Below are 23593 nucleotides of genomic sequence, written 5' to 3' on the forward strand. Positions count from 1 at the left end.
CCGGTTTCGTCCGTGGCTTTTCAGTGCTCCTGCCGTGCCTCGACGTTTTCGGCACGGCCGAGCGCGCGGTCGACGAAGCCGACAAGGCCGCGCGGCTCGAAGATCAGGAAAAGGACGATCAGCAGTCCGAAGGCGATCTCCCGCACCGGCGACAGGAGGCTTGCGAGATCGGCCCCTTCGCTGCTGAAATGCGCGATGACCTCGCGCAGGAGGTCCGGCATCATCGTCATGAACAGCGCCCCGAGGATCGACCCGAGTATCGAGCCGCGTCCGCCGACGACCACGGCCGCCAGGAAGAAGACGGAGGAAACCAGCGTGAACTGGTCGGGATTGACGATCCGCAGGAAGGCCGCGAGCAGCGCCCCCGCGACGCCGGCATAGGCCGCCCCGATGCCGAAGGCGACGAGCTTGGTCACGACCACGTTGATCCCGAGGACCTGCGCGGCATAGTCCTTCTCGCGCACCGCGATGAAGGAGCGGCCGATCCTGGTGCGGAACAGGTTGCGCGCCGCCAGCGTGGCGACGAGGGCCACGAAGGCGACGACATAGTAGAAGCCCGTGTCGCCGTAGCCGAACACGTCGATCTTCGGCAGCGACAGCCCCCGGTCGCCGCCCGTAACCGACGTCCATTGCTGGAACACGAAGTAGAGCGAGTACTGTGCCGCGAGCGTCGCGATCGCCAGGTAGACGCCCTTGATCCGAAGCGCCGGAATGCCGAAGACGAGGCCGACCGCGAAGGCGGAGACCGCGCCCACGACCAGGTTGAAGGCGAGCGGCGTGCCGAGATGCAGCCACATCAGCGCGCTCGCGTAGGCCCCGACCCCGAGGAAGGCCGAATGCCCGATCGAGAGCAGCCCGGCATACCCGACGGTGATGTTGAGGCCGACGGTGGCGATGACGTTGATGGCGATTAGGCAGGCCATGTAGACGGCATAGACCGAGCCCCACAGGGGCACGGAGACCATCGCCAGCACGAGCAGGATCCAGGAAAGGAGCTCGATCCGCGGATCGAGAGCCTTCCGGCCGAAGGACGCCGCGGGCGCGGCGGAGACCTGGGCGCTCATATCCGTTCCACCCTCTGCTCGCCGAAGAGGCCGGAGGGTTTGACGAACATCACGACCAGCACCACCAGGTAGGGAATGAAGCTCTGCCAGGCGGCGCCGAGATAGGCGCCGACGATCGTTTCCATCCAGCCGACGAAGAGGCCGGCGATCACGACGCCGCCGACGCTGGTCATCCCGGCGAGCATCACGACGGCGAGCACGTTGAGCGCCACCAGGCCGAGCTGCGGCGTGACGCCGTTCACCGACGCGGTGATGATGCCCGACGCCGCCGTCAGCAGCCCCGCCAGCGCCCAGGCCAGCAGGAAGACGGCGCGGATGTTGATGCCGAGGCTCTCTGCCGTCACCTGGTCGATCGAGGTCGCCCGGATGGCGGTGCCGGCGCGCGAGTACCTGTAGTAGAGCATGAACAGCCCGGCGATGACCCCGACCGTGACGAAGCCCCAGGCGAGCTTGCCGGGGACGAGGATGTCGCCGAGGAATATGGGTTTCCGGGGCAGTATCTCGGGAAGCTGGCGTACGTTCGGTCCCCAGAACAGGCCCGCGAAGCCGCGCAGGATCGAACCGACGCCGAAGGTCACCATGACCAGCACGATGTGCGGGCGCCCGAGCAGCGGCCTCAGCATGGTCCGCTCGATGGCGAGCGCCAGGAGCGCGGCGGAAACAAGCCCCATCCCGAGCCCGGCAACCCAGCCGAAACCCAGCTGCGTGTCGAAGAGGTAGAAGAAGTAGGTGCCGAACATCATCATCTCGCCGGTGGCGAAGTTGAAGATGTTGGTCGCCTTGTAGACGATGACGAAGGAGAGCGCGGCGAGGACGTAGATGCCGCCGGACGCCAGCCCGATGAGGCTGAACTCGAGGAAGAGGTTCATCGCGTCACTCCTCCGCCCCGAGATAGGCTTCGATGACGGCCGGGTCGGCCTGGACCTTGCCGGGCGTGCCGGCTGCGATCACCTGCCCGAAGTTCAGCACCACCACCTGGTCCGACATGTTCATGATCGATTCCATGTCGTGGTCGATGAGGAGCACCGTGACGCTGGTCTCTGCGACGACCTTGCGGATCTGCCCCGCCATCTTCGCCTTCTCGGCCGTGGGCAGCCCCGCGAAAGGCTCGTCCAGCATCAGGAGCCGGGGCTGCGAGATCAGGGCGCGCGCCAGTTCGATGCGCTTCTGCGTGCCGTAGGGAAGGCCGGAGACGGAGCTGTCGCGGAATTCCTCGAGGCCCAGGAGGGTCATCACGGTCTCGTCGATGCGGCGCTCGATGGCCCGTTCCTCGCTTGCGGCCGAACCGAGATAGAGCATGGCCGAAAACAGGTTGGCGCGAAGCTGCGCGTGGGCGCCGAGCTTGATGTTCTCCGCCACGGTCATCCCGGGGAACAGCGCGATGTTCTGGAAGGTGCGCGATATGCCGACGCCCGACCGGGTATGGGCGGGCTGCGACAGAAGGTCGGCGCCGGCGAACATGACATTTCCCGACTGCGCGCGGTAGAACCCCGAAATGACGTTGAACAGCGTGGTCTTTCCGGCGCCGTTCGGCCCGATCACTGCGGTGACCGAGCGTTCCGGGACCCGGAGCGATACGTCCGACAGCGCCCGGATCCCCCCGAACGCCACGTTGACGCCAGCCACGTCCAGAATGTCGGTAGCCATACCATCCCGTCTGACTTGCCCTGCCGACACGTACGGCCGGGCGGCCGTGGCCGTCCGTCTTGCCGCCCGAAGTCTGCAGGCTCCTCCCATGGGCCATCTCGGACCCTCACGCGACCGACATTATCGGAGCGGCGGAACCCGTATAACCGGCGCATCTGCAAACCATCGTTGCAGATAACGCAAACTCCGACGCCATATAGACCGCTATAGTGCCAGCCGGTGCAAAGGGAGGACGACATGATCGAGATTGGCGATTTCCGGATCTCGCGGGTCGAGGAAGTGGTGCTCGACGAGCCGACCGACCTCCTCGGCGGCTTGGACGACAGCATCATCGCGGCGAACCGGGACTGGATGGTCCCGAATTTCTACAGCGAGGAACGCCACGTCCTCTATTCGATGATCCATTGCTGGATCCTCCGCAGGGGCGACCGCACGATCATCGTCGACACGGGCGGCGGCGACGACCGCGACAGGCCGCTGTCGCCGCGCTTCCACATGCAGAAGCGTCATCTCGACCGGGGGCTCGCGGCGGCGGGAGTAGACTTCGAGGCGGTCGACACGGTGTTCCTGACGCATCTGCACGTCGACCACGTCGGCTGGAACACGAGGCTCGAGGGCGATCGCTTCGTGCCTACCTTCCCCAACGCGCGGTATCTCGTCTCGGCCAGGGAACTGGAAGCCCGCGATCCCGGGCGCGGTGCGGCGTCGAAGCCGCCGGCCTCGTGGAACACATACCTCGACGCGGTGAAGCCGGTGCTCGACGCGGGGCTCGTGGACGTCGTGGAAGGGACGGAGAGCCTCGGCGACGGGCTCGACATGATCCAGATCCCCGGACATGCGCCGGGCATGATGGGGCTTCGCGTCCGCTCGAAGGGGCAGGAGGCGGTCTTCATCACGGACGTCATGCACCAGCCGCTGCAGGTGCTCTACCCGCAATGGAACAGCAAGTTCTGCGAGAACCAGGACATGGCGCGCGAGACAAGGGCCAAGGTCCTGAAACACGCGGCCGACGAAGGCGCCCTTCTGCTGCCGTCGCATTACGGGCGGCCCTTCTGCGGCTTCGCCCGCCGCGACGGGAGCGGGTACCGGTTCGAGCCGGCCCCGGACGTGCTGTGAGCGCGCGCCTGCGCGCGGAGACGCATGGCCAGCCCGGAGCGCCGGCGCTCCTGCTCGTCCATGCGCTCGGCACCGATGGCCGCTTCTGGGACGAAGCGGTGGCGGAACTCGCCCGCGACTTCCACTGCATCGTGCCCGACCTCCGGGCCTCCGGCCGCACGCCCAATCCCGCCGCGCCCGTCACGGCGCAGGAGCATGCCGCCGATCTGGTCGGCCTGCTGGACGACCTCGGAGTGGAACGGGCTTTCTTCGCCGGCTGTGCCATAGGCGGCATGGTGGCCGCGGTCGCCGCCGCCGCCGCGCCGGAACGCTGCGCCGGGCTGGTGATGACCAATCCGGGCGTCCGCAACGCCGACGGCGTGAAGGACATGCTGCGGGACCGCGTCGGCCAGGTCCGCGCGCAGGGCATGGGCGTCCTGCTGCCTGGCGCGGCCGACAAGTCCTTCCATTCCATGCCTCGCGACGCGCGGTTCGACCGCTATGTCGAGCGCTACGCAGCCCAGGACCCGGAAGCCTATGCGCTGTCGGTCCTCGGCTTCCTTGACATCGACATCCGGCCAATCCTGCCGGACGTCCGGTGTCCGGTCCTGCTCATTCCCGGCGGACAGGACGTCCTCATGCCGGCCGACAGCACCGAAGTCATCCGCAGCCTCGTCCCGCAGGCCGGGGTGGTGCGCTTCGACGACGTCGCGCACTTCATCCCCTTCCAGGCGCCGGGACGTTTCGTGGCCGAGCTTCGCCGCTTCGCCGCCGCCAGCACGCCCGGGGGCCTTTCCTAGAGGGGCGCCAGTTCCTTCTTGAAGGTCTGGGCCAGGAAGTCGACGAAGAGCCGCAGCTTGAAGGAGGTCTGGCGGCTGGCCGGGAACACGGCATAGACGCCGTTCTCGAAATCGACGTGGCTGACCTTGTAGCCCGGCAGCAGCCGTACCAGGCGGCCGTCGGCCAGCTCGCGGTGCACCGACCAGTCCGGCAGCAGCGCGACGCCCACGTCGGCCTTGGCCAGTTCCACGAGCGCATAGCCGAAGTCGGTCTGCACGGAGCCGCGCACCGGCACCTCCTCGATCCGCTTCTCCGCGTCCATGAAGCGCCAGACCGGCGTGCCGAGGTTGATACGGTAGGTCAGGCAGTTGTGGTTGCGCAGGTCCTGTGGCGAGTAGATCGGCGGCCGGCCGCCCAGATAGGCGGGCGTGGCGACCGCCACCCGTTCGCTGCCCGTCAGCTTGCGCGCGATCAGCGACGAATCCTCGAGCTTGCCGATGCGGATGTCGACGTCGATGCTCTGGTCCATCACGGGCGCGATGCTGTTCGACAGGACAAGGTCCAGGCGGATGTCGGGGTACTGCGCCATGAACTGGCGCAGGTGGGGCAGGATGATCAACTGCCCGACCAGCATGCGCGAGTGGACGCGCAGCACGCCTTCAGGCTTCGCCTGGAGCTGGCTGACGCTTCGGTTGGCCTCCGCCAGCTGCTGCAGGATCTGCTCCACCTGGGCATAGTAGAGCTCGCCCGCCTCCGTCAGCGCCATGTTGCGGCTGGACCGCTTCAGCAGCTGGGTTCCAAGCTGCTCCTCAAGCGAGGTGATGTGGCGCGAGACGGAGGCGGGGGAACTCCCCAGCAGCCGACCCGCACCCGAAAGCGTGCCCTGCTGCACGGCGCCCACGAAGGAGCGCAAAGTCAGGAACCACTCCATGCAGGCCCTCCCGAAGCCCTCCATCCACGAGTACATCCGGTACTCCATACGCGTTATCTTTTCAAATTCCGAAAAGGTGGGCTTTGCCTGCTGGGCGTTCAGCCGCCCCGGGCAAAGTGGTAGTGCTCGCCCATCGGTTTCTGCGGAGGAGATGCGGGATGGCGACAGGCGGCGTTGTGAGCGACCTCGACAAGGGCGACGTGCTCGGCCCCGTGGAGTACACGCTCAGTCCCTTCGTGGTCCGCGAGTACTCGCATGCAGTCGAGATGCATCATCCGTGCTTCCAGGGGCGCCAGGGCGACCTCGTGATGCCGCCGACGCTCATTCACCTCGACAAGCTGCGCCTCTATCGCCACGCGTGCCCTGGCGGCACCGGCGCCAGCGCGCGCATCCACTTCGAATACGACGCCGAGGTCTTCGAGGCGGTACGCGTCGGCGACCGGCTGAGCGTCAGGGGCGAGATCACTGACCGCTACGCCAAGAACGGGCGGGAGTACGCCGTGCTCGAGATGAAGCTCACCAACGTCGATACGGGCAGGCTCGTCATGCGGTATCTCGACCGTGTGATCCTTGCCTACCGTTCCGCTTCCAGGGCCGCTTGAGCGGAAGGTTTGACCATGAACGCCGAGATATCGAAGCCCGGTTCGGAGTTCGCGCTGGCTCCGCGGCCGATGACGCGCGAGCGGATGCGCTGGTACGTGGACGCCCAGCCCACCATCGCGGCGGACGACGGGCGGATCCATACGCAGGAGCCGACCATCCACGACGACGACGACTATGCCCGCAGGCAGGGACTGCCGGGGATCATCGCCGACGGGATGATCTCGACCAACTGGATCCTGGGCCTGCTGATCGACGTCTATGGCGAGGGCGTTGCCGGCCGCTGCAGGCTCCGCACCAAGTACGTCGCGCCCATCTACGAGGACCAGACCGTTATCACCCGCGCCCGCGTCGTCGACGTCGCGCCGGCCGGGGACGGGCTGCGGGCGTGCCGGCTGGACGTCTGGTGCGAGGACGACACCGGCACGAAGCTGACGGTCGGCGAAGCGACGGTCTACCTGTGACGCCGGCGGCCGGCAGGGACGCATGACGGTCGTCGCGGCGCGGGAGTAACGATGAGCCAGGTCCTTGAAGGTATCCGCGTCCTGGACTTCTCGCGAATATTCGCGGGTCCGGATTCCACCCAGCTGCTCGGCGACCTCGGCGCCGACGTCGTCAAGGTCGAGAGCCCCGGCGGCGGCGACGAGTGCCGCTTCCTGGGGGTGACGGAGGCCGAACTCGAGAGGATCGGCGCGCCGAGCCCGTCCTTCCGCTCCTTCAACCGCAACAAGCGCTCGATAGTCCTCGACCTGGCGAGCGACGCCGGCCGCGCGGCGGCCAGGCGACTGATGCTGAGCGCCGACGTGGTGGTCAACAACTTCCGGCCGGGAACGATGGAGCGGTGGGGAATCGGCTATGACGATCTCCGCGCCGAGCACCCGCGCATGGTCTACTGCGATTTCCACGCCTACGGCCCGGTCGGACCGCTGGCGCAGGTGGGCGCCAACGACCTCGCGCTCCAGGCCCATTCCGGGCTGATGAGCATAACCGGCGAGGAGGGGGGCGCGCCCGCCCGCGCCGGCAGCGCCATCGTCGACCTCCATGCGAGCCTCGCCATCGTCAGCGGCGTGCTCGCGGCCCTGTTCCACCGTGAACGCACCGGCGAGGGGCAGCGGGTCGACACGTCCCTGCTGCTCTCCTCCGCTCACCTGATGAGCTACTTCTACCAGGACTACTGGCTGACCGGGAACGAGCATCGCCGGATGGGCACGGCGAACCATCTCAGCGTACCCAACCAGGCGTTTCCCGCCAGTGACGGCTACGTGGTCATCATCGCGCCGTCCGACGAGATGTGGAAGCGGCTCGTCGAGGCGCTTGATCCGGTCGCGCTCGGCGCCGAGGAGTTCCGCACGGCCTCGGAGCGCCTGCGCCTGCGCAGGGACGTGATCGAAGCGATTTCTTCCGTCACGCGGGGCATGAGCAAGCACGAGATCCAGGACCGGCTGAGCCGGGCGAAGGTCAACGTCTCGATCATGCTCGGCATCGGCGAGGCGGCCGAACATCCGCAGTTCGAGGCGGTGGGCGGCGTCTTCCGCTTCGGCGAGAACGGCGACCGCTACGTCGCCACTCCCTTCCGGCTTCATGCCACCCCGGGGCGCATGACGCGAGGCTATCCCGAACCGGGCGAACACACCGCCGAAGTCCTGGCCGAGGCCGGCTTCTCTAATGAAGAGGTCGCCGAACTGTCAGGGAAGCGGGCATGAGCGGGACCGGCGGACGCGTCCCGGCCGCATCCGGAGGAGCCGGGCTCGCGCGGCTCGACGCGATGATGCGGGCGCGCAGCGTCGCGGTCGTGGGCGCGTCGTCGGACGCGGCCAAGATCGGCGGCAAGCCGGTGGCGCTGATGAAGGCGCACTTCGCGGGCAGCATCCGGCCGGTCAATCCCAACCGTCCGGAGATCCTCGGGCTTCCGTCCGTCCCGCGGATCGGCGCCATGGAGGAACCCGCCGACATGGCGATCGTCGCGGTCGGCGCCGCGCAGGCAGAGGCCGCCGTGGCGGAGTGCCTGGACGCAGGCGTCAGGTCCATCGTCCTGTTCAGCGCCGGCTTCGGCGAGGTCGACGCGGCCGGCCTGGCCGCGCAGGAGCGGATGGCCGACCGCTGCCGTGCTTCGGGCGCCCGGCTGCTCGGTCCCAACAGCCTAGGCCTCATCAATTTCCACACCGGGCTCTACGCCACCTTCTCGGCGGCGCTCGACAATGTCTGGCCGCGCAAGGGCAGCGTCGGCATCGCCAGCCAGAGCGGCGCGGTCGGCACCTACATCATGGCGCTCGCCGCCGAGGCCGGCGTCGGCTTCAGCCATTTCATCGCCACCGGCAACGAGGCAGACGTCGATGTCGCCGACTGCATAGAATGGATGGCCTGCGATCCGCAGACCAGGGTCATCGTCGCGTATATCGAGGGCTGCCGCGACGGCGGCCGCCTGAAGCGCGCGCTCGAGGCCGCCCGCCGGGCGGGCAAGCCCGTCATCGCCATCAAGCCGGGCGCCAGCGACGAAGGGCTTGCGGCCGTGAAGTCCCACACCGGTTCGCTGGCGGGTTCGAAGCAGGTCTTCGACGCGGTCCTCAAGGCCTACGGCGCGTGGCCGGCGACCGGCATGGAGGAAGCGGTCGACCTCGCGCTTGCCTGCTGCACGGGCAAGTTCCCGTCGGGCCGCGAGGCAATGATCATCACGCCCTCGGGCGGCGTCGGCATCATGATGGCCGACGCCTGCGTGGCGGCCGGGCTCGCGCTGCCAGCGCCGGACGGGAAGGTCGCCGCGCAGGTCAGGGCGCTGCTGCCGCTGGCCAGCACCGGAAACCCTCTCGACACGACGGCGCAGGTATCGAACGACTTCCGCCTCTATGGCCAGGTCATCGACATCGTCGCAACCGGTTCCGGCGCCCCGATCCTGTTCATCTTCATGGCCCACATGGGTAAGACGCCCGCCGTCACCGAACTCCTGAAGCCGATGCTGCGCGACGTGGCGGCACGGTATCCCGACCGCGTCATGGCGATCGTCACCCGGGCCTCGGACGATTTCCGCGCCGAAATGACCGAGGCCGGCTTCCTCGTGTTCGAGGATCCGAACCGCGCGGTCGCGGCAGTCGGCGCGCTCGTGCATTTCGCCAGGAACTTCGCCCGTGCCGGCGTGCCGGAGGAGGTCATTCCGCCGATGCCGCCCGGGGAACTGGAGAAGGCCGCCGCCGATCCGGCCATCGCCGCTGCGCTGCTCGCCGCTCTGGGCATCCCCGGCGTGCCTCTTCGCCGGGCCGCCGATCCGGATGCCGCGGCTGCCGCGGCACGTGAGGCCGGCTATCCCGTCGCGCTGAAGATCGACTCGCCCGACATCCGGCACAAGACGGAAGCGGGCGGCGTCCATCTGGCGATCCGCGACGAGGACGCGCTCCGCCATGCCTGGTCGCGGATGATGGCAGACGCCGCCCGGCTCGCGCCCGGCGCCCGCATCTCCGGCGCCACCGTCTCGCCGATGCTGACGGGCGGCGTCGAGACGATCATCGGCTCGCAGAACGATCCAGACCTGGGCCCGGTCGTCATGTTCGGTCTCGGCGGAACCATGGCCGAGGCCCTGAAGGACGTCGTCTTCGCGCCGGCCCCGGTCGACATGGCGAGGGCTTGCGAAATGATCGGCCAGATCCGCGGACACGAGCTCCTCGAGGGCTGGCGCGGCTCCGCGCCAGTCGATCGCGGCATGCTGGCGAGCGCGATCGTCGCCGTGTCCCGGTTCGCGGCCGCCAACCGCGAAACGGTCGAGAGCCTGGAGGTCAACCCGTTCGTCGCGTTGCCCAACGGCGGCGCAGCGGTCGACCTGCTGCTTCAGCTGCGCGGGGGAGAATGAACCATGGTCGACGTCTCCTTCACGCCGACGCAGCGGGCCTATCGCGCCGGCGTCCGCGCCTGGCTCGCGGGGAACCTTCCGGCCGACTGGGGCGGCCCGCGTTACACGGGGCCTGACGACGACGCCGAGAACGCCCGGTTCCAGATCGACTGGGAGCGCCGGCTCTATGCCGCCGGATACCAGGGCATCCACTGGCCGGAGGCCTATGGCGGCCAGGGCCTGAGCCTGCTGGAGCATCTCATCGCGTCGGAGGAACTCGGCCGGGTTTCGGCGCCCGAGGGCATCAATACGCTGGGCAAGGAACTGGTCGGCCCGATCGTGCTGGCGCTCGGAACCGAAGAGCAGAAGCGCCGGATCATTCCGCGCATCCTGAAGCTGGACGACATCTGGTGCCAGGGCTTCTCGGAGCCCGACGCGGGCTCCGACCTGGCCGGCCTGCGGACGAGGGCCTCGCGCGACGGCGACCGCTGGGTGATCAACGGACAGAAACTCTGGACCAGCTTCGCGCACCATGCGAACAAGTGCATCCTGCTCGCCCGCACCGATCCGGAAGCGCCGAAGCACAAGGGGCTGACGCTCTTCCTGCTCGACATGGAGACGCCGGGCGTGACCGTGCGTCCGCTGCGCCAGATCACGGGCCGCAGCGAGTTCAACGAGGTCTTCTTCGAGAATGTCCGCATCCCGCTGGATGCACACCTCGGCGCCGTCAACGAAGGCTGGAACGCGGCGGTCGGCGTGCTCAGCTTCGAACGGGCGACGGCGCGCCTCTACCGGCAGTCCCGCTTCATGTCGGAATTCCTCCAGCTGGTCTCGAGCCTGAAGTCGCGGCCGGGCCAGGCATCCGACCCGGTGCTCAGGCAGCGCGCGGGCGCGCTCCTGGCGGAACTGCGCATGCACCGGCTCCTCAACCTCAAGGTCGTCAGCCGTGTCGTCAACGGCCGCGAAATCGGTTCCGAGGCGAGCGTGGTGAAGCTGTTCTGGAGCGAGATGCACCAGAGGATCATGGATTTCGCCTCGGATGTCTTCGCGCAGGACTTCGTCCTCGACCTGCCGGAAGCGGAACGGTTCCGGTTCCTGTACCTGCACATAAAGGCCGAGACGATCTACGCCGGAACATCGGAAATCCAGCGCAGCATCGTCGGCGAGCGCATGCTCGGACTGGGAAGGTAGCGATGCACTTCGACTTCTCCTTCGAACAGTCCACGCTCGCCGACAGCACCGGGCGGTTCTTCAGGTCCATCCCGCCTTTCCTGCAGTCCGCACCTGGGTCATACGAGCCGAGGAAGGTCCTGGAAGGGCTGGCCGGACTGGGACTGTTCGGCGAAGGCTCGCCGCTCGGGTACGTCGATGCGGCGGCCGTCGCCATCGAGGCGGGCCGGTCGCTCGTCGCCGCGCCCGCGACGGAGGCGATCGCGATCGCGGTCTCCCTGTCGCGCGGCCGGGCCGAACTCGCGACGAGGCTGGCTGCAGGCGAGGTTCCCGGCGTTGCGGTAGACGGATGCCTGGTGCGCCGCGGCACGCAGGTGTCGGGCGACGCGGTCGTAACCCACGGACTGGCGGCGGACTTCCTGCTCGTGCCCGCAGGAGGGGAGGGCGGCCGCGACTGGGTGCTCCTCGACCCGTCCGTCTCGACGATGGCGCCTGCCGACACGATGGACATCACCGCAGGCGCGGCGCGGGTGAGAATCGATGGCGCGTCCGTGCCGGCCGCCGGCGGGGCCGATGCTGCCTCGATGGACCGCGCGCTCAGGCTTCTTGCGCTGGCCGAGATCGTCGGCGCAGCCGACGCCTGTCTCGCCCGCACGGTCGCCTACGTCGCGGAGCGGAAGCAGTTCGGCAGGCCGGTCGGAAGCAACCAGGCCGTCAAGCACATGGCGGCGGACTGCGCGGTGTCGCTGGAGGCGATGAAGGCGGCCGTCGAATACGCGGCCTGGACCCTCGACGCGGCGGGCGACGACGCCGAAGCGGCCGGGGAAGCGTCGCCCGCCCTGTGGTCCGCCGCTTCGTATGTCGGCGAACACGGGAAGCGCATCGCCGAACGCTGCGTCCAGATGCACGGCGGCATCGCCTTCACCTGGGACTACGGACTGCACGTGCCGCTGCGGCGCATCCTCTTCCGTACGGCGACGCTCGCCGCCGTCAGGAATGGCCGGGAGGATCTGGCCGCCCATCTCATCGACTGACGGAGGACCCCATGGACATCGCCGAGAAGGCAGCGCTGAAGGACAGGATCATCGAGGCACGGGGCTATTGGGCCCGCTTCCATGACGTCCTGCTCGAGCGCGCGCCGCGTTTCCTCGAAGCATACCTCGGCTTTCAGTCGGGACCGACGGATTCCGGCGTCCTTCCGCGGAAGCTGTGCGAGTTCGTCTACATCGCCATAGACCTGTCCGTGAACCATATGTACGAGCGAGGCGCGCGTCGCCACATGGAGCATGCCCTGAAGGCAGGCGCCACGCCCGAAGAGGTCCTCCAGGTGATCCTGCTGACGACGGTCATCGCCGCGCGGCAGCCGATCGACCTCGGCCTCAAGGTGCTGGCCGAAGAAGTCCCGGGCTTCCCGCCGGAACGCGGGACGGCTTCCCTGATGAACGACGTCGATCCAGCGCTTGGCGCCACCTACCGGGCCTATGCGGCGGCGGCCGAAAGCGGCCCGCTGTCGGCGAAGGAGCGCGAACTCGTGTCGCTTGCGGTCTGCGCGGCGCCGACCGCGCTCTTCGAGGACGGGATACGCGATCACGTCCGCGGCGCGCTCGCGCAGGGGGCGACCCCGCGCGAGATCCATGCGGTCCTGCAGCTTTCGGCCGCGCTTTCGATCCACACCTGCACCATCGGCATTCCCGGCTTCCAGGACGTGCTCGATGGCAAGTTCGTCGAATAGGAGGCTGACATGACCGGTGTAACGTTCGCCGAGATCAACGGCGCGGCCTGCCGCTTCGCCGTCGACGGCGAGGGGCCGCGCGCCCTGGTCCTCGTACACGAGCTCGGCGGCAGCCTCGACAGCTGGACCGGCCTCGTGCCGCTCCTGCCCCGGGGATGGCGCATCGTCCGCCACGACCTCCGCGGCGCCGGCATGTCGGAGAAGGTGCGCGGCTCGAACGACCTCGACGTGCTTGCGGACGACGTCGCGGCCCTGCTCGACCTTCTCGGCATCGACGGCCCGGCGGTCGCCGTCGGCGCGGCGATGGGGGCTGCCGTCGCCGTCCGCCTGGCGACGAGGTTCCCGGCCCGGGTCGGAAAGCTCGCGCTCGTCGGCCCCGCGCTCGGCGTGCCGGCGGAGCGGCGCGAGGCCGCGCGTGCCCTGACGGACCGGATCGAGACCGACGGCATGCGCGCCCTGTCCGAGGCCGTCCTGCCGCGCGCCTTCCCGGACGGGCTCTGGCCGTCGGCCGAAGCCAGGTCGCTCGCGACGGCGCGCTGGCTCGGCGCGGATCCGGAAGGCTATGCCGCCAACTACCGCATCCTCATCGACCAGGACCTGCGCCCCGAACTGGCGCGCGTCGCCTGCCCGACGCTCGTCCTGGCTGGCCGGCACGATCCCTTCGGCACGCCCGAGGCACTCGATGCCGGGACGTCGGCGCTGCCGCAGCGGTCGTTCGCGACGCTGGAGGGCGGTCACTTCATGTCCATCCAGTCGCCGCGGGTGGTGGCCGACGCCCTCGTCCCGTTCCTCGGGGACTGAGGCCGGGGACCCTTCGCGGCGTCCGCTGCAGCCGCTTCGGCGACTGGCGCCCCGAGCACCGGCCAGCGCTTGTCTTCGGTGAGCGCCGGGCCGGCGATGATTTCGCAGAGCGCTCCGATGTAGCTGACGGCGAGGCAGCCCGAAGGGCAGAGCTGTTCCGGGCGCAAGGGCCCCTCGCGCACGTCAAGCCGACGACGATGCTCTACCGCAACATGCTGGCGATGGAGACCGAGGAACTGCTGCGATCGCATCCGGTCGACGGGGCAGTGCTGATGGGCGGCTGCGACAAGACCACGCCGGGACCTCTTCTCTGCGCGACCAGCATGGACCTGCCCGCGGTCTTCCTCCCGGCTGGCGCCATGCTGCGCGGCAACCTGCGCGGGCATGTGCTGGGTTCGGGCTCCGACGCATGGAAGTACTGGGACGAACGCCGCGCGGGCAGGATCGACGCGGCGGAATGGCAGGCGGTCGAAGGCGGCATCGCGCGCTCCTGCGGCCACGGCATGACCATGGGCACGGCGAGCACCATGACCGCCATCGCCGAGGCGATGGGCATGACGCTTCCGGGCGCGTCGTCGGTTCCGGCAGCGGACGCCGGGCACATCCGGCTTGCGAGCGCGTGCGGCCGCCGCATCGTGGAGATGGTGGCCGAGGACTTCAGGCCGTCGGCCATCCTGTCGCGCGCAGCCTTCCGGAATGCCATCGTCGTAGCCATGGCCATGGGATGCTCGACGAACGCCGTCATCCACCTGATAGCGCTCGCAAGGCGGGCCGGCCATGACATCGGGCTTGCGGACTTCGAGGCGGCCAGAAGGCAGGTTCCGGCGCTGGCGAACGTCAGGCCGCCGGGCGACCGCTAGCTGATGGAGGACTTCTTCTACGCGGGCGGGATCCTCGGCCCGATGGAGCGGCTGTCCGGCTTCCTCGACCCGGCGCCACTGACCGTGTCGGGCAGGCCGATCGGCGAGGGCTACGCGGGCGCGCCGGTGTGGAACGACGACGTCATCCGGCCGCTCGGCCGTCCGGTCTCGACCGAGCCCGCGATGGCCGTCCTCTACGGCAGCACCGCCCCGCGGGGCTGCGTGATGAAGCCGTCGGCCGCCGATCCGAGGCTCCTGAAGCACGCCGGCCCGGCGCTGGTGTTCGATTCCTACGCAGAGATGAAGCAGCGGATCGACGATCCCGACCTCGACGTGACGCCTGACACGGTCCTGGTCATGCGCGGGACGGGCCCGCAGGGCGGTCCGGACATGCCGGAATGGGGCATGCTGCCTATCCCGCGGAAACTGCTCGGGCAGGGGGTGCGCGACATGCTGCGCATCTCGGACGCGCGCATGAGCGGCACGAGCTACGGCGCGTGCGTGCTGCACGTCTCGCCGGAAGCCCATGTCGGCAGGCCGCTGGCGCTGGTGCGCACCGGCGACGCCATCGCCGTGGACGTTTCCGCGCGCCGCATCGACATGCTCGTGGACGAAGCCGAACTCGAGGCCCGCCGCGCGGCCTGGCAGGCGCCGGAAACCCGTTTCGGCCGCGGCTACGGATGGATGTTCTCGCGCCATATCGGCCAGGCCGACGAGGGCTGCGACTTCGATTTCCTGGAAACCGGGTTCGGACCCAGCCCGGGCGAACCGGCAATCCTTTGACTGGCGGAGGGGAAGACATGACCGAAACGGTACCGGCGTTGCTGATGGGCGGCACGTTCCGCAGCGAAACGTCCCGCCAGCGCACGCGCGTGGTCAGCCCGTGCACCGAGGAGGAACTCTGGACCGCGCCGGCGGCGGGGCCGGAGGAGGTCGCGGAGGCGCTCTGCCACGCGCGGGAAGCTCTGCCGGAATGGGCCGCCGTCCACGGATGGGAACGCGCCAGGGTGCTGCGCGGCATCGAGCAGCACCCTGGAGCGGCGGAAGGCCGCGATCGCCCGCGCGCTCTCGCTGGAGATCGGCCGACCGATCGCGCAGTCCGACGGCGAGGTGGCGATCGCGATCGAGCAGTTCGAATGGTTCGCGGGCGAGGCGGAGCGGCTCTTCGGCGAGACCATCCCCTCGCGGCAGAGCGGACGGCTCCAGGCCGTTCCGGAGCCGGTCGGGATCGTCGCGGCCTTCACCGCCTGGAACTTTCCGGTCAAACTGATCGCCCGCAAGATCGCGCCCGCGCTGGCGGCGGGGTGCCCGGTCATCTGCCGGCCGTCCGAGCAGACGCCGCTCACCTCGATGCTGATCGCGCACGCCTGCATGGAGGGCGGCGCTCCCGCCGGCGTGGTCCAGATGCTGCACGGTCCGGCCGACTTGGTCACCCCGCTGCTGATGGCGGCCGAAGAGGTGCGCAAGATCTCGCTGACCGGATCGACGCGCGTCGGCAAGCTGCTGCTCGCGCAGGCGGCGCAGACGGCAAAGCGGGCGTCGATGGAGCTCGGCGGCCGCGCGCCGGTGGTCGTCTGCGAGGACGCCGACGTCGACGCGGCGGCCGCCCAGTGCGCGGTCTTCAAGTACCGCAACGCGGGGCAGGTCTGCATCGCGCCCAACCGCTTCTACGTCCACGCGGACGTCGCGTCCCGCTTCACCGAACGGATGGTCGAGGCCGCCTGCGCGCTCGTGCTGGGCGACAGCCAGGACGCGGGGACGACCATGGGGCCGCTGACGCTTGCCTCGCAGCGCGACCGGGTCGAGGCGCTGTGCGCGGAGACCGTCGCGGACGGCGCGCGCTGCCTTGCCGGCGGCAGAAGGCCCGCCCACCGCAACAAGGGCTTCTTCTTCGAGCCGACGGCGCTCGCCGACGTGCCCGACACGGCGCGGATCATGCGCGATGAGCCGTTCGGGCCCCTGGCGCCCATCGCCGTGTTTTGCGACCTGGACGACGCGCTCGAACGCGCCAATTCGACCCCTTACGGGCTTGCCGCCTACGGCTTCACCGCCAGCCAGAAGAAAGCCGAGGCGCTGAGCCGCGGCCTGCGTGCGGGGATGGCCGGGATCAACACCTTCATGATCGCCCATGCGGAGGCGCCCTTCGGCGGGATCGGCCATTCGGGCATGGCAGGGAAGGGGGCAGGCAGGCGACAAACGATTACCTGGACGTCAAGCTCGCCCACTTCGTGGCCGAGTGACGATGGACGGGTTCGTCAACCCGCTGCGCCGGACCTGGTCGCAGGGCCGGACCGCCGCCAACGCCCGGGCTTGCCTGCCCCTCGGTCCGGTCGGCCGAGGCGCTGGTCGCTGCAGGCTGGGATTCCGTCACCGTCGACATGCAGCACGGCACGGCCGACTACGCTGCCCTCCTGACGCTGCTCCCCGTGATCGAGCGCAGCGGCGCCGCTGCGCTCGTGCGCGTGCCCTGGCTGGACGAGGGCGCCGTCATGCGGGCGCTCGACGCGGGGGCGCTCGGCGTCATCGCGCCGATGATCGAGACTGCGGCGGACGCCCGCCGGCTGGTTTCCGCCTGCCTCTATCCGCCCGACGGCGGACGCAGCTTCGGCCCGGTGCGCGCCCGCCTTGCCTGGGGGGACGGCTACGCCGCCGCCGCCAACCGCGAGATCCTGCCCATCGCGATGATCGAGACGCGCGCGGCCATGGACAGCCTCGACGCGATCGCCGCGACGCCCGGCCTCGCCGGCCTCTATGTCGGTCCCGCGGACCTGTCGCTCGCGCATGGCTTCGCGCCTGCCTTCGACAGGGGGAGCCGGAGATGCTGGCCATGATCGAGCGCATCCGTCTTGCCTGCGCGGCCAACGGGATCGCCGCCTGCATCCACTGCGGCGAACCGGGCTACGCGCGCCGGATGGGAGAACAGGGCTTCGCGCTGGCCACGATCGGTTTCCGATGCCAGGTTCATCGAGGCGGGGGCGAAGGCCTCCCTTTCCGCGTTTCGCCAGCGGACGGAGTAGCGTGTCGCCGTTCGCTTGAAATACGGCGCCATGCGGCGCCCAGACCGGGGAACGGAGCCCTGGCACGAGCCCCGCGCGGAACGACGGTCCCGTCGCCGCGAAGCGGAAGGACCGGGGACGCGGCGCATGCTCGCACCGTGCCTCGAGACCTGCGGAAGCGCGCTGCCGGGCAAGGCGCCGAGGGCCGGGGCTTGCGCTTCCACGCAGGGAGCATCCTTCCGCTACGTCAGGCGTCGTAGCGGAAACCGCGCTGCCCCGGCAGCGTCGGCCAGGCCGTCGACGGGAACGCCCGGGGCAACGATTGCGGTCCATGGCCGCTTCGGGAGAACCTTCCGGCATCCAGGGGCCGGTCACCCTGACCCGCCAGAAGCCGACGACGCCTTGGGCAACCGGCGGGACCGCGCGGATGTTCTCGTCGGCATGATCAATGCCGAAACAGCAGGCGCCGGCTCCGGCAGGCTCCCGCAAGAAACCCTTCGTGTCCCTGTCGACCGGCGCTGCCGCTTTCCCTGCCTGCCATCCGGCTGAAACGAGGTTCCCCGGCCGGGACTGGCGCACGCACGCGCCGGTCGGGCAGCGGACGCCGCCGGAGATGGGCGGGGACGCGGAGCCGGCCGGTCCGAGGTCGCGCCAGGAACGGGGGATGGGGCGAACTCCGAACGGAGGCCGGTTGCCGCTCGTGCCGGCCGGGCCAATTCCGTGGGAGGGCACAGGCCACGGCATGGTGCGGGCACGACATGACCGACCGATTCATCGGCATGCGCGGAATCAAGGGCCTGAAGGCGTGATCTGCCGTGTCGGTGACGTGCGCGCCATCCGTTTCGGCGTGCCCGCAACCTGGAGTGCATCATCTCGATTTGCGGTAATCCGATTCATGGATCGGGGAAGACGATTCAGGATACGGGAGATCCGATTCCGGATCCTGCGACGCCGATTCAGAACTGCGGGCAGGCGATTCGCCGGTGCGGCGAGCGGGCCGGGGCACCGGAAGGGGACGGTCCTCCCGGCGCAGCCCGTCGACGGCGGGAACGCCGACGTGGCGGGAGCCTGAGGCGCCCGGCACGGCGGCGGCGACCGGCCACGGCAGGCAAGGGCGCATGTTCACAGGGAGAGGAGGCCGTTTGGCCGCCGCGGCTTCCGGGTCGCGCGGGCGGCTTCGGGGTAGAACGGGAGCTTTCCCGTGCGGGAAGGCTGCGCAACCGCTGGAAACGGCTCCGCGCCATTGAGACGGGCATGCGCTGTGGGCGGGCGGCGGCGCCGGCCGTGTCCGGCGGGACCATCCGTTCGGCCTGAGACCGCGCCCGCGATGAGGAACCGGCCATCGTGCGCGCCGTCTCCACCATCACGAGGAAGCCGGCCATGCGTAGAGTTTCCGAGCCAGGCCCTGGCCGCGCCTCAACGGCACCTCCGACCGCCAGGAACGCAGCCGCGCCTGCCGACGCGGCGCCTCTTTCGGGCGCCCCTCTGCGGTGCCGGGGCCTGATGAAGGACGGCTTGCGGGCTCTCCCGGATTGCGCCTTTTGGCAAACACCGTTTGCACATCTCCTGCCCTTCTCTCCCCATTACTTCATCAAACCCCGTTTGCAGCCGGCGCCCCCCGGTTCCCCATCGCGGGAGAGGCGAGCGTCGATGCCGCGTCGCAGGCCTGTCCCCACCGGTTCAGGCGCCACGGTGCCGGGCGGGACGGCCGGGACGCCGTGCAAGGGCAGCGGCCTCCGCAGCAGCGCGCTACGTGCCGGGGACCGGCAGGTCGCAACGAGCGGTAGGGTCCCTCGAGGCAGAGGCCAAGGCAGGCCGTGGCCATCATTGGCCGACGGCGACGGACCCCGCGCCGACGGCCGGCTCGGGGCCGGGCAGAACGGACGCGACACAATGGTTGCCGGAGACGAAGCCATCCCGCGCTTCCTTCCGGTCCGGCCGCCTGCTCAGTCTGCTCGGAGCCGGTCATCGGCTGCCCGGCTGCCCTCGGCGCTAGCGGCCAGGCGGGGCGGGAAAGCGAAGGGCTGGCTGCCCGGATCGCGTCGGCCGGCCGAGCCGCACCCGCACGCCTTCGCGCGCAGCATCCCGGCCACGTCGTCCGGCGTCTCCATCACCTGCCCCCCGTGGATCACTCCACGACGGGGCTTGCCGTGGTTCGTTCCCCGTTCATCTGCTCTCTCCTCGGTTTTCCAAGGGGGGCAGTTCCTCTTGGCGCCGCGGCGGCAGTTTTCCATGAGGAGCGACAGCCGACGCGGGGAACGGCGCAGCCGGGCTCATGTCATTGCCGTCCACGCTTTCGCAGCTGGTGCGGTCCAGCCCGCCTGGGTCCGGCCGGGTGATGCGGACGGACGGCACGCATGGCGATTGAGGCGGGATCCGGGCTGTCTCCCGGCAACCGCCGGAGCCTGGTTTCGGCGCCGCCGCCGGCAGACAGCCAACGTGGCGCGGCGAAGGTCGGGCGCTGCTCCTGTTCGCTCCGGCCGCGATGTTCCTCCGCTGGCCGCCGCGGCTTCACCGGCCGCGTACCGGGCGCGGATACGTGGCGAGATGGCAGCGTCCCTCCGCCGGGCGCCATGAGGGTACCCGGACACCGGCTTGCGGTGACGCTGCTGCCGCGTCGGGGGACGGGAGTTCGTCGACCGGAACTTCCGGTCCCTCCCAAAGCCTCGCGGCGAGCGCAGGGATGATGGCAGCCATCCGGCTGCGTACGCGACGAAGGCGCCCGGAAGCCCGCTGCCTTTCCGGTCATCCGCGGCAGGCGATCAGATCTGGAAGCCGACCTTCCTGACGGCGTCCTTCGGGATCCGTATCCCCGGCCCCGCAGTGTCGTTCTCCGGCAGGAACGTGACGCCCGCCTGCTCCAGCGCCTTCTGCACCCTCAGGCTGACCTCGAGGGTGACTGGCTGGCAAGCTTCGATGCGGACGAGCGAACGGTTGCTGATGCCCGCGCGCCTGGCAAGCTCGGCCGCGGGAATGTCGAGCGCCACCCGGGCGGCGCGGAGGAGGTCGTACGGAGCCTGCATGCGCAGGTTCTAGCGAGCGCCCGCAGCGCGGTCCAGCATGCGATCACGCAAAGGCGTCGCGACGCCACCGTGGTCGGATGGACGCCGCACATCCGGCGCCGTATGCAGGTTACCAGCCTGCCGAATCACCGGGGATCGCCGCCACCCGCCGGAATCCTTCAGCAGCGAGATGGAGCCTGACGATGCTGACGTTCGATCCCCGCAAGAAACTAGGTTCCGAGTATGAAACAGAGGTTAAACACCTCGCCCGGCTGCTGGCCGACATGGAAGGGATCCGCCAGGGAATCCCGCCGGACCGGCTGGCGGGCGGCGACGCCCCCATCCTTGACCGCTGGATGCTCGGGCTGAAGGCGACGCCATCTCTGGCTGGCCTTTCGACCGGGCACCCGCTCCTGCCCGGCCAGAACAGGATGATCGGCACCTCCGCCGTGTGGATGATGTCGGAGGACCGCACCTGGGCGCGGACGCTGTCGCGCTGGTACCGGCTCGGCCGCCCCTTCGGCGAAGCCGATCTTCAGTCCTGAGGGGACGAATCCTTGAGCGCGAACCGCCCGCCTTCGCCCACCCGCCATTTCCAGCGACGCCGCGAGGCGGTGGTGCAGGGCCTGCGTCTTCCCAGCGAGGAGGAACTGCTGCGCGGCATGCCGTTCTTCCGGGAATCGCTGGCGGCGGACATCCGCGAGTTCGCCAAGAGGCTCGGCAGCCGCGCGAAGAAGCGAAGGCTTCCCGATCTCGGCGCCGTCGTGCAATGCCTCGACAAGCTTACCGTAGATGCCGACGCGGAAGGGATCATGCTGCTCGAATCCCTGCTCGACACGCTGCCCCGCGGCAAGGCGTTCCCGGTCGACGCCTGCCGGATGCGGTGCGGCATCTATCTCGCCCATCTCGACTTCACCGTCGCCGGCTGCCGGCTGGCGGGCGAGATGGCGCGGCTGGCGCTGGACGACATCATGAACGGGGCGCGCCCCGACACGATGTCCCTCTCGCTCGGCTGGGCAGCGGCCACATGTGACCAGGAGGTTCTCGCCCGTCCCGGACGTGACGCGACCCGGTCTCTCCACCGTCATCTCGCGCAGGAGGCCATGCGTATCGGCGACCTCTTCGAGCGCGCGATCAACGAAGCGGGGCGGGTTCCGGATGAAGCTGCCGCGCCCGGGCGGCAGGATCCGGCAGGCGGAACCGCTGTCTCCTCGCTCGGCGATCATGGCGCTGGGGAAGAGCCATCCTCCAGGAAGGGGGTGGTGGTTCTCAGGTCCATCGGCAATCCCGTCACCGCCGACGGCAAGCGCGTCGGCAGGGAGTTCGCCGACGTCCTGAACCGGCCGCTGCCCTTGAGGGAGGTGCCGGACCTGGCGCCGGTCCGTGCCGCGCTCGCCGGCGAGTTCCCCTATGCCCCGGCGCTCGTCGATACCCTTCTTGGCGGCCTGGCCGGACGGAAACATGTGTGGCTCCATCCGACGATCCTGCTCGGACCGCCGGCCTGCGGCAAGACGCGGTTCGCCCGGCGGCTTGCGGAGGAACTGCGGGCACCCTTCGTGCCGGTCTCCTGCGGCGGCATGGGCGACGGCGCGATCGGCGGCACGCCCCGCCGCTGGACGACGGGGGAGCCGAGCCTTCCTCTCGCGGCCATCCGGCAGCACGGCTGCGCGGGACCCGTCATCATCCTCGACGAGATCGAGAAGACCGGTACCAGCCGCCATAACGGGAATGCGCACGATGTCCTCCTGGGATTGCTGGAGTGCGAGACCGCAAGCCGCTGGTTCGACCCCTATGCGGAGGCGAACTGCGACCTCGCCGCAGTGACATGGCTGATGACGGCGAACTCCGCCGAGCCGATCCCCGCGGTCCTGCGAGACCGCTGCCGCATCCTCCGTTTCCCGGTGCCCGGTCCGGAACGCCTGGCGGCGCTTGCACCGCTTATCCTTCGGGACCTCTTCGCCCGATCCGGCCACGATCCGCGCTGGGCCGCTCCGCTCGAGCCATTCGAAGTGGAAGCGCTTTCCGCTGCCTGGGGCGGCGGGTCGATCCGCGGGCTGACGAGACTCCTGGAGGGCCTGATCGAGGCCCGCGAACACGAGAGGTCACGGCAATGAAGGTACCTGCATCTCCGCCTTCTGGCGGCAATCGCATGCCTCCGTCGGGCAAGGGGCGCCGAAGGGGACAGCGCAGCCGGGCGAAGCGCGATCGGGTTCGGGCCGGCCGGCCTCCGTCGCCACCGCAAGGCCCGGAGCGATCACCGGAGCTCCTGTACCGGATCGCGGTCCACGAGGCGGGACATGCGGTCATCCGCCACCAGCTGCAGATGGGAATCCTGGAAAGGATCACCATCGACGGCCCGGAGGGCGGCAGCGTCCGGTGGCGCATCGACGTCCAGGACGAGCCTCTCGAGTTCATGTTGGAACTCGAGCTATGGACCTTGCTCACGGGGCGCGCTGCCGAGGAGATGATGCTCGGGGACTGCGCGGTTCATCGTGACGGCGGGACTGACAGCGCCCTTGCGGCGGCGAACGATATCGCTTTCCGCATGGAGACGGTGCTGGGATTCGGCAGGAAATGGCCGCTGCTCTACCGCCCGGCGACCGACCGCGCAACGCTCTATGCCATCGATCCCGAACTCGCGGAGCATGTACACGGACGCCTTCGGTCCGCCTACGCCGGCGCGAAGCTAATGGTCCGGAAGCAGGAGGAGGCCATCCGATACCTCGCCGACGTCCTCATGAACCACCGCATACTTGAAGGGCCGATGCTCGCGACGGCTCTTGAAGAGGTCGAGAGGCGGGCGCTCAAGTGGCTGGGCAAGTGAGGAAGCCATGTTTCTTCGATCTGCATGTCGAACACGCGGTACATCTTCAGCGACCAGTCGTCCCGAGGCCGCCTCCATGTCGCAGCGCGGCCTCTGCAACAGGCGGGCGGCAGGCGCCGGCCTGGAAAGGACATGCGCGACGTCGGGCATCCCATGTGCTCGGGAAGCGCGAACGGGACGCCAGGTCCATGAGGCGAGCTTGATGGAAGTCCGAGGCCGGGCTGAAGGTTCGGGGGCATCCTTCAGCTGCCGAATGCAAATACCTACCATCGAA

The 23593-nt window shown here is 69.4% G+C and carries 20 protein-coding genes and 2 pseudogenes; 17 read left to right on the top strand and 5 right to left on the bottom strand.

The window, feature by feature from the left end; all coding sequences use genetic code 11:
- Positions 1 to 20: 20 nt before the first annotated feature.
- From N1F91_RS23765 to N1F91_RS23775, 3 genes are read right to left on the bottom strand one after another with little or no spacing between them, the layout of a single operon-like run.
- Positions 21 to 1064 (bottom strand): branched-chain amino acid ABC transporter permease, encoded by a 1044-nt coding sequence (locus tag N1F91_RS23765; RefSeq protein WP_289995909.1) that lies wholly within the window; start codon positions 1062 to 1064, stop codon positions 21 to 23.
- On the bottom strand, positions 1061 to 1933 hold the full coding sequence (locus tag N1F91_RS23770; RefSeq protein ID WP_289995910.1) for a branched-chain amino acid ABC transporter permease: 873 nt from the start codon (positions 1931 to 1933) through the stop codon (positions 1061 to 1063). Before N1F91_RS23770 ends, N1F91_RS23765 begins: the two co-directional genes overlap by 4 nt.
- 4 nt (positions 1934 to 1937) lie before the next feature.
- Positions 1938 to 2711 carry an ABC transporter ATP-binding protein gene (locus N1F91_RS23775; protein ID WP_289995911.1) on the bottom strand — a complete coding sequence of 258 codons (774 nt, stop codon included), beginning with the start codon at positions 2709 to 2711 and terminating at the stop codon, positions 1938 to 1940.
- 237 nt (positions 2712 to 2948) lie between these two features.
- On the opposite strand from N1F91_RS23775, the gene N1F91_RS23780 reads away from it, so the two are divergent.
- Positions 2949 to 3827 (top strand): MBL fold metallo-hydrolase, encoded by an 879-nt coding sequence (locus N1F91_RS23780; RefSeq protein ID WP_289995912.1) that lies wholly within the window; start codon positions 2949 to 2951, stop codon positions 3825 to 3827.
- Entirely contained in the window at positions 3824 to 4606 is a 783-nt protein-coding gene (locus N1F91_RS23785; protein WP_289995913.1) for an alpha/beta hydrolase, read from the top strand. The genes N1F91_RS23780 and N1F91_RS23785 overlap by 4 nt, the downstream gene beginning before the upstream one ends.
- On the opposite strand, the gene N1F91_RS23790 is transcribed toward N1F91_RS23785, so the two are convergent.
- Positions 4603 to 5517: a LysR family transcriptional regulator gene (locus N1F91_RS23790; protein WP_289995914.1), complete on the bottom strand. Its 915-nt coding sequence runs from the start codon at positions 5515 to 5517 to the stop codon at positions 4603 to 4605. The two genes, N1F91_RS23785 and N1F91_RS23790, sit on opposite strands and share 4 nt — an antisense overlap.
- Positions 5518 to 5675: 158 nt before the next feature.
- On the opposite strand from N1F91_RS23790, the gene N1F91_RS23795 reads away from it, so the two are divergent.
- The 12 genes and pseudogenes from N1F91_RS23795 (at position 5676) to N1F91_RS23845 (ending at position 17328) form a co-directional block, all read left to right on the top strand.
- Positions 5676 to 6119 (top strand): MaoC family dehydratase N-terminal domain-containing protein, encoded by a 444-nt coding sequence (locus N1F91_RS23795; RefSeq protein ID WP_289995915.1) that lies wholly within the window; start codon positions 5676 to 5678, stop codon positions 6117 to 6119.
- Positions 6120 to 6134: 15 nt separating this feature from the next.
- A complete protein-coding gene (locus N1F91_RS23800) occupies positions 6135 to 6581 on the top strand; it encodes a MaoC family dehydratase (protein ID WP_289995916.1) in 447 nt (148 codons plus the stop codon).
- Positions 6582 to 6632: 51 nt separating this feature from the next.
- On the top strand, positions 6633 to 7820 hold the full coding sequence (locus N1F91_RS23805; protein ID WP_289995917.1) for a CoA transferase: 1188 nt from the start codon (positions 6633 to 6635) through the stop codon (positions 7818 to 7820).
- Positions 7817 to 9955 carry an acetate--CoA ligase family protein gene (locus N1F91_RS23810; protein ID WP_289995918.1) on the top strand — a complete coding sequence of 713 codons (2139 nt, stop codon included), beginning with the start codon at positions 7817 to 7819 and terminating at the stop codon, positions 9953 to 9955. The genes N1F91_RS23805 and N1F91_RS23810 overlap by 4 nt, the downstream gene beginning before the upstream one ends.
- A gap of 3 nt (positions 9956 to 9958) precedes the next feature.
- Positions 9959 to 11125: an acyl-CoA dehydrogenase family protein gene (locus tag N1F91_RS23815; protein ID WP_289995919.1), complete on the top strand. Its 1167-nt coding sequence runs from the start codon at positions 9959 to 9961 to the stop codon at positions 11123 to 11125.
- 2 nt (positions 11126 to 11127) lie between these two features.
- Positions 11128 to 12138, top strand: a complete 1011-nt coding sequence (locus N1F91_RS23820; RefSeq protein WP_289995921.1) for an acyl-CoA dehydrogenase family protein — start codon at positions 11128 to 11130, stop codon at positions 12136 to 12138.
- Between the two features lie 11 nt (positions 12139 to 12149).
- Positions 12150 to 12836 (top strand): carboxymuconolactone decarboxylase family protein, encoded by a 687-nt coding sequence (locus N1F91_RS23825; protein ID WP_289995922.1) that lies wholly within the window; start codon positions 12150 to 12152, stop codon positions 12834 to 12836.
- A gap of 9 nt (positions 12837 to 12845) precedes the next feature.
- Positions 12846 to 13637, top strand: coding sequence for an alpha/beta fold hydrolase (locus tag N1F91_RS23830; RefSeq protein WP_289995923.1), 792 nt, complete (start codon positions 12846 to 12848; stop codon positions 13635 to 13637).
- 185 nt (positions 13638 to 13822) lie between these two features.
- Positions 13823 to 15280: pseudogene (locus N1F91_RS23835) on the top strand (dihydroxy-acid dehydratase); the annotation flags it as partial.
- A gap of 44 nt (positions 15281 to 15324) precedes the next feature.
- A pseudogene (locus N1F91_RS31175) lies at positions 15325 to 15510 on the top strand (aldehyde dehydrogenase family protein); the annotation flags it as partial.
- Between the two features lie 19 nt (positions 15511 to 15529).
- A complete protein-coding gene (locus N1F91_RS23840; protein ID WP_289995950.1) occupies positions 15530 to 16912 on the top strand; it encodes an aldehyde dehydrogenase family protein in 1383 nt (460 codons plus the stop codon).
- Positions 16876 to 17328, top strand: a complete 453-nt coding sequence (locus N1F91_RS23845; RefSeq protein ID WP_289995924.1) for an aldolase/citrate lyase family protein — start codon at positions 16876 to 16878, stop codon at positions 17326 to 17328. Before N1F91_RS23840 ends, N1F91_RS23845 begins: the two co-directional genes overlap by 37 nt.
- A gap of 2927 nt (positions 17329 to 20255) precedes the next feature.
- Here the strand turns inward: N1F91_RS23845 and N1F91_RS23850 are convergent.
- Positions 20256 to 20516: a helix-turn-helix transcriptional regulator gene (locus N1F91_RS23850; RefSeq protein ID WP_289995925.1), complete on the bottom strand. Its 261-nt coding sequence runs from the start codon at positions 20514 to 20516 to the stop codon at positions 20256 to 20258.
- A 182-nt stretch (positions 20517 to 20698) separates the two neighbouring features.
- Here N1F91_RS23850 and N1F91_RS23855 point away from each other — a divergent pair, with 182 nt between their 5' ends.
- From N1F91_RS23855 to N1F91_RS23865, 3 genes are read left to right on the top strand one after another with little or no spacing between them, the layout of a single operon-like run.
- Positions 20699 to 21040 (top strand): DUF6634 family protein, encoded by a 342-nt coding sequence (locus tag N1F91_RS23855; RefSeq protein WP_289995927.1) that lies wholly within the window; start codon positions 20699 to 20701, stop codon positions 21038 to 21040.
- A gap of 12 nt (positions 21041 to 21052) precedes the next feature.
- Positions 21053 to 22609, top strand: coding sequence for an AAA family ATPase (locus N1F91_RS23860; RefSeq protein WP_289995928.1), 1557 nt, complete (start codon positions 21053 to 21055; stop codon positions 22607 to 22609).
- Positions 22610 to 22644: 35 nt separating this feature from the next.
- Positions 22645 to 23319, top strand: a complete 675-nt coding sequence (locus tag N1F91_RS23865; RefSeq protein ID WP_289995929.1) for a hypothetical protein — start codon at positions 22645 to 22647, stop codon at positions 23317 to 23319.
- The last annotated feature ends 274 nt before the right edge of the window (positions 23320 to 23593 follow it).

The sequence above is a fragment of the Aquibium sp. ELW1220 genome (genome assembly GCF_030398385.1).
In the GTDB taxonomy this organism is placed as follows: Bacteria; Pseudomonadota; Alphaproteobacteria; order Rhizobiales; family Rhizobiaceae; genus Aquibium.